General features: G+C 36.0%; 6 protein-coding genes. 4 read left to right on the top strand and 2 right to left on the bottom strand.

The genetic code is table 11. The features are described 5' to 3' along the window. The first annotated feature begins 82 nt into the window (after positions 1 to 82). Positions 83 to 1,984 (top strand): sensor histidine kinase, encoded by a 1,902-nt coding sequence (locus A0J48_RS08545; RefSeq protein ID WP_200322176.1) that lies wholly within the window; start codon positions 83 to 85, stop codon positions 1,982 to 1,984. A 94-nt stretch (positions 1,985 to 2,078) separates the two neighbouring features. Here A0J48_RS08545 and A0J48_RS08540 read toward each other — a convergent pair whose 3' ends face one another. Further along, positions 2,079 to 2,960 (bottom strand): 4-hydroxybenzoate solanesyltransferase, encoded by an 882-nt coding sequence (locus A0J48_RS08540; RefSeq protein WP_200322182.1) that lies wholly within the window; start codon positions 2,958 to 2,960, stop codon positions 2,079 to 2,081. 301 nt (positions 2,961 to 3,261) lie between these two features. Here A0J48_RS08540 and A0J48_RS08535 point away from each other — a divergent pair, with 301 nt between their 5' ends. From A0J48_RS08535 to A0J48_RS08525, 3 genes are all read left to right on the top strand, one after another. Next, positions 3,262 to 4,914: a Ppx/GppA phosphatase family protein gene (locus A0J48_RS08535; protein ID WP_200322174.1), complete on the top strand. Its 1,653-nt coding sequence runs from the start codon at positions 3,262 to 3,264 to the stop codon at positions 4,912 to 4,914. Between the two features lie 109 nt (positions 4,915 to 5,023). Further along, positions 5,024 to 5,491 carry a type II toxin-antitoxin system HicB family antitoxin gene (locus A0J48_RS08530; RefSeq protein ID WP_200322172.1) on the top strand — a complete coding sequence of 156 codons (468 nt, stop codon included), beginning with the start codon at positions 5,024 to 5,026 and terminating at the stop codon, positions 5,489 to 5,491. Then, a complete protein-coding gene (locus A0J48_RS08525) occupies positions 5,491 to 5,931 on the top strand; it encodes a type II toxin-antitoxin system VapC family toxin (protein ID WP_200322170.1) in 441 nt (146 codons plus the stop codon). Before A0J48_RS08530 ends, A0J48_RS08525 begins: the two co-directional genes overlap by 1 nt. A gap of 25 nt (positions 5,932 to 5,956) precedes the next feature. On the opposite strand, the gene A0J48_RS08520 is transcribed toward A0J48_RS08525, so the two are convergent. Then, complete coding sequence (locus A0J48_RS08520; protein ID WP_200322168.1) at positions 5,957 to 6,340, bottom strand: barstar family protein; 384 nt, start codon at positions 6,338 to 6,340, stop codon at positions 5,957 to 5,959. Position 6,341 lies beyond the last annotated feature (1 nt).

Here is a 6,341-nt window from a genome sequence, read left to right as displayed (position 1 = left end):
AACGCTGCTTGTAATATAATTAAGTACAGGTTATAAAAATATGGGAAAAACCATTTCTGAAATTAATTAGTTGATCTAATGAATGATATATCGTATTAAAAGAAAGATCAAACCTATTTTCTTGAGTCTTGGCTCATTAACCAATAGCTGGAATATAGCCAAAAAAATTAGTTTTGGTTATATTGTAACACTTAGCCTAGTTGCTACAGGAACGATAAGCGGTTTACTGATTGCCAACCACTATGAAGAAACAGCCCAAAAGCAATTGTTCTTATCTTATCAGCAACAGTTACTGGTAAAAGATTTAAAAAATTCCATTAGCACGGTAAGGATGTATCCACAAAGATTAGTGAATGTAGTAGAGAATTATGTTTTGTTAGAGTATGAAAAAAATAGATTTACAAATGATATTAATCAAGTAAATAAACATTTATCTCAGCTAGAAAAATTTATCAAAGATAATCCTGATGCTTTAGTAGTAGATGATAAAGATTTTCTTCATTTGGTACAAAAATATAAAAATACTACACAATCATATACTGAAATAATCAAAACTTTTTGGCGTTCCATAGAAGTAAATAGTTTACAATATCAAACAAATAATGCTACTCAGTCACTGCTGATCATTTTGCTGAATGAACAAGAATATCTCAAGCTCAATATAAAATTTGAGGAACTGGCAAATGAGCTAAATATTATTATCAAAAGTGCTGATATTCAAAGATACGAGGCAAATGTTGGCTTTGATAAAGCAAGAAGGTTACGAGTGAAAATTATTACTATTAGTATATTAATTTCGTCTGTAATAGCAGCTATTCTTGCATTTTTGACTACTAAATTAATTACTCGTCCCCTACAAGCAGTGACTAATACTGCAAGAAAAATTACTCAAGAATCAGATTTTCAACTGAGAACTAATGTTAATAGTAATGACGAAGTAGGGACATTAGCAACATCTCTAAATTGCTTGGTGGAATGGGTGGGAGATTATACCCAAGAACTAGAATTAGCTCGCAAAAATTTAGAACAACGAGTAGAAGAAAGAACTCAAGAACTGCGACAAGCACAACGATCTTTAGAAAAAAGAGTAAAAGCAAGAACTCAAGAACTACAACAAGCATTGCAAGATTTAAAAAATACCCAAGCGCAATTAATTCAAACGGAAAAAATGTCTTCTCTGGGTGAAATGGTAGCTGGGATAGCTCATGAAATTAACAATCCTGTAAATTTTATTTATGGCAATGTTCAATACGCAGAAAAATATTTACAAGATTTGGTTGATTTATTAAAGTTGTATCAAGAACAATACACTGACCAAAATGAAATAATTGAAGAGAAAATTACAGAAATTGACTTACCATTTCTGACTGAAGATTTGGCAAAAATGTTGTTATCTATGAAAGTAGGCGCTCAACGGATCAGGGAAATTGTGTTGTCTTTGCGTAACTTCTCCCGGTTAGATGAAGCGGAAATGAAGGATGTAGATATTCATGAAGGAATTGATAACACCTTATTGATTTTAAATCATCGACTCACTCCAGAAATTAAAGTTACGAAAAAATATGGATATTTGCCTTTAATTGATTGTTATCCAGCCCAACTGAATCAAGTGTTTATGAATATAATTAGTAATGCGATAGATGCTTTACTAGAATGCAAAGATAAAGCTAATCAAGAAATAGTTATAGAGACATCAAAAGTTGATGATCACTGTATTAAAGTAGGAATTAAAGATAATGGTTTAGGAATTATACCCGAAATTATCAATAAGTTGTTTGATCCTTTTTTCACAACTAAGCCTGTAGGTCAAGGTACTGGTTTAGGGTTGAGTATTTGTTATCAAATAATTGAAAAACATGAGGGGAAAATAGAGGTAAATTCGGAAGTTGGGCAGGGAACAGAGTTTACAATTAAGCTACCCATAAAACAGCAAAGTATTAGCAGTCAGGATTTGGTGGTTAGCAGTCAGCAGTCAGTGATATAGCAGGTGATAGATGAAAGTATGGAAAGTATTTTGGTGTATGTGTTTTAGTCTGCAAAAAGCTGCTGCTGAATGCTGAATGCTAATAATTGAATGGTTAGAAACTACCTACTATCATTCCGGCTAAAATTAAAAATCCAATCCAGACATTTTTACGAAACATTTCACCATAAGCAGGGTTAGGTAGTTCTGGGTTTCTTAAGCGGATAAATTGCCAAATCCATCCACAAGCAGAAATGATTAAGGCAATCCAAAAAAATCCATTAAGATTAACTAAGACACCTTCTCCAACTAAGAGAATGATAGTTCCAGCGAAGAAAATACCAATGGCTGTAGGAGCATATTTACCAAAGAAGAGGGCGCTAGAATTCACACCGATGCGTTGGTCATCTTGGCGATCGCTCATGGCATAAATTGTATCAAATCCCAATGTCCAGAGAACAGTTGCACCCCAAAGTAACCAAGTAGGTGCAGAAATGTTTTGAGTCACAGCACTCCAGCTAATCAAAACCGCAAACCCCCAAGCGATGGAAAGCACCAATTGAGGTATAGGAAATACCCGTTTTGCCCCTGGATACAGTAAAATTACGGGTACTGCGGCTACGGATAACCAGAAGCTCAAGGGGTTAAGATAGAAGGCAAGAACTGCTGCACAGGCTAAGGCAACTATACCAACCACAATACCAACTTTCAGGGAAAGGGCGCGGGAAGCAAGGGGACGATCGCGTGTTCTCTCTACTTGTGGATCTATGTCCCGATCCCATAAATCATTAACTACACAACCTGCGGCACTGGTGGCCAGAGTACCTAAGATAATGACTCCCACTAGGGGTAAAGGTGGTTTACCAGCAGCTGCCAAAAATACAGCCCATAGTGCAGGAATCATCAAAATTAATCTACCTTCTGGTTTATGCCAGCGTAAAAGGCGGATAATTACCAGCCATAATGGTTCTTGCTTGCTTTCTGGTGTATTGAGCATTTTTAAGGAATTCACATATCTTCACATATATAGAATATCGTTATTTGCTAACTGTACATACAGGGAGCAACCAAATTTTGTAAACACACTCAGTAATGAAGCAAAAACTCTTTTTAACTATTGTTTAGTTGATGCTGCTTACACATCGACGAAGGTGATAGTTTTGGATACAAATCATTGACTTTAATAGTTAATGGTTAATTAACCTGAGAACTCCATAGATTGCAAGTAACAGGTATTAAGTGCCGATCAAACCGACACACCAGCTTTGACCATCCATTGTTAAGAGAGAGAAACGTAAATGCTTAATTTAGTTTCAGCTGACTGGGAGAAGATACCAACTCAACCAGTTCAGCAAAATCGGATTATTGCTTCCATTGATATCGGTACTAATTCTTTGCACATGGTAGTAGTCAAAATTGAAGCGACCCTACCAGCATTTACAATGATCGCTAGAGAAAAAGAAACGGTAAGATTAGGCGATCGCAATGTGGAAACAGGGGAATTAAAACCAGAAATCATCAAAAAAGCGATCGCTTGTTTGGGACGTTTTCAAGAACTTGCTAAAAGCCTAGAAGCAGAAAGCATTATCGCCGTAGCAACTAGCGCCGTCCGCGAAGCCCCTAATGGTCTGGAATTTCTACACAGAGTTGAAACAGAAATTGGCTTAAGCGTAGACTTAATTTCTGGTCAAGAAGAAGCGCGACGCATTTATTTGGGTGTGTTATCGGGGATGGAATTTCATAACCAACCCCACATCATTATTGACATTGGTGGTGGTTCTACCGAATTAATTTTAGGTGACTCTCAAGAACCCCGCAGTCTTACTAGTACGAAGGTAGGTGCAGTGCGACTGACTGGAGAATTTATTACCACTGATCCTATCAGTAATACTGAATTTCAATACTTGCAAGCTTATGCACGGGGGATGTTAGAACGTTCTGTAGAAGATGTGCTTTCTAAACTCCAAACCAGTGAATCTCCCAAGTTAGTAGGAACATCTGGAACTATTGAAACCATCGCCACTATTCATGCTAAGGAAAAAATGGGTTTTGTTCCTTCTACCCTCAATGGTTATCAATTTACTCTTCAAGACCTGCGGACATGGGTAACTCGGTTGCGACGCATGAACAATATAGAACGGGCGGCCATTTCCGGAATGCCAGAGAAGCGGTCAGAAGTAATACTATCGGGGGCAGTGATATTACAGGAAGCTATGACCCTGTTGGGTGTGGAGACAATTACGCTTTGTGAACGGTCTTTGCGGGAAGGTGTAATTGTAGATTGGATGCTGACACATGGTTTAATTGACAACAGACTGCGCTACCAAAGTTCAATTAGAGAACGTAATGTTCTTAAAATTGCCAAGAAATACCACATTAACTTAGAACATAGTGATCGCGTGGCAGCATTTGCACTGAGTTTATTTGATCAAACCCAAGGAAAACTACATCATTGGGGTCAACAGGAAAGACAATTACTGTGGGCTGCTGCCATTTTACACAACTGTGGTCACTACGTCAGTCATTCTGCACACCACAAGCATTCATACTATTTAATTAGAAATGGGGAATTACTTGGTTATAACGAAACCGAGATTGAAATCATTGCGAATTTAGCCCGTTATCACCGCAAATCACCACCTAAGAAAAAACACGAAAACTATCGCAATTTATTGCATAAAGAACATCGACAAATGGTATGTCAACTGAGTGCAATTTTAAGATTAGCAGTAGCTTTAGATAGAAGGCAAATCGGGGCAGTATCTTGTGTACAGTGTGAATATCTTCCCCAGGTGCGTGAATTTAAGATGTTAATTTTTGCTGCTAATCTAGGTGATGATTGTGCTTTAGAATTGTGGAATTTAGATTATAAAAAAGGAGTGTTTGAAGAAGAATTGGGAGTGAAAGTGATAGTAAAGTTAGTCAATACTGGCAGCGTAGATTTTTCTTAGTTGTTAGGGTGCGTTAAATCAGTTAGCGCACCTTGCTTTTACCTTATTTAATCAAATATTGTTAATTATCATGTTATAATTAGTATAGAATTAAAAGAGTAAAAATATCATGATTTTAGATGTAAAAAATGCTCTTTCCAGAATTGCACCCAAATTAACTTATGATGTCCTGATTGAAAATCAAGAAGATGGCACGATTAAAGCTACATTATTAAGTTTACCAGAATGTCAAGGTTTAGGTGCTACTAAAGAAGAAGCCTTAAATAATCTGATTCAACTTTTCCAAGCGAGAAAACCAGAAATAGTAACTTTAGAAATCGAACCACCTCAAACAGAACATCCTTGGATGAGATTTGCAGGAATGCACAAGAATAATCCTCTTGTTGATGAAGTAATTGCTTCTATGGAAGAAGAACGCAATGCACTTGATTTGCAAATTCAGGAAAGTCATACAAAACTTATTAATGAAATAGAGGAAGAACTTGGAGAACTAAGTACCGAGCCACTAATGTGTTTGATTCATTTAAGACATCGTAATCAATCCATTAAATCAAATGATGCGGAGAATAATTTATAGTGGCGAAATTATATATTCTAGATACAGATCATGTCTCACTTTTCCAAAATGGCAACCCAAGAGTAGCACAGCGTATAAGCCAAAAGAAACCGGAAAATTTAGCCGTAACTGTGATTACATTCGAGGAGAAAATAAAAGGATGGCTGAATGAAATCAATAAGAGCAATAATGAACCTTTTAAACCTAACAGCAAATTGATATGGGGCTATAAAGGTTTGATAGATGAAATAGAGTTTTTTAAGAATATTCAATTATTAGCTTTTGATAATGATGCCTATGAAACGTATCAATTGTTAGTTTTTCAAAAACTTAAACGTATAGGTGCGCGGGATTTACGTATTGCAGCTATTACAAAATCTGTTAAGGGAATTTTAGTAACTCGTAACTGGAAAGATTTTGAAAATGTTCCAGGGTTATTGCTAGAAGATTGGACTATATGATACTTTGTGCAAAGTCTAAATAGGCTTATTGGTTTATAGTTAAAAACTTGAAAGAAATATTATTACCTTCCCAGTATTCCTTTGCTGAATTTAAAATATCTAATGCTATTTGGTATTGCGTCGGTTCTGCTTGAGCAAAGATATCAGCATGATCATATAATATCACATATCTTTGAGCCGGACACCATGTTAAATCGGTGATACATTCATCAAAAGCATCCCAGTTATTGCCGAAGTATGCAGGAAATTCCATTGCTTCAGCAGCTTGTGTTAAAAATGTTTGTTTGTTGTTGATTTTTTTACCATTCAGATAGAAAACTTTTGTTCTTGGTTCTGCGGCTATTTGGTCCACTGTTTGATGGTTGTTTTGTTTATTGTCTGTTGATAAAACATTAAAAAAATTATTCATA

The sequence above is a fragment of the Sphaerospermopsis aphanizomenoides BCCUSP55 genome (assembly GCF_001586785.1).
Classification (GTDB): Bacteria; Cyanobacteriota; Cyanobacteriia; order Cyanobacteriales; family Nostocaceae; genus Sphaerospermopsis_A; species Sphaerospermopsis_A aphanizomenoides_A.
This window is presented reverse-complemented; position numbering and strand designations above follow the sequence as displayed.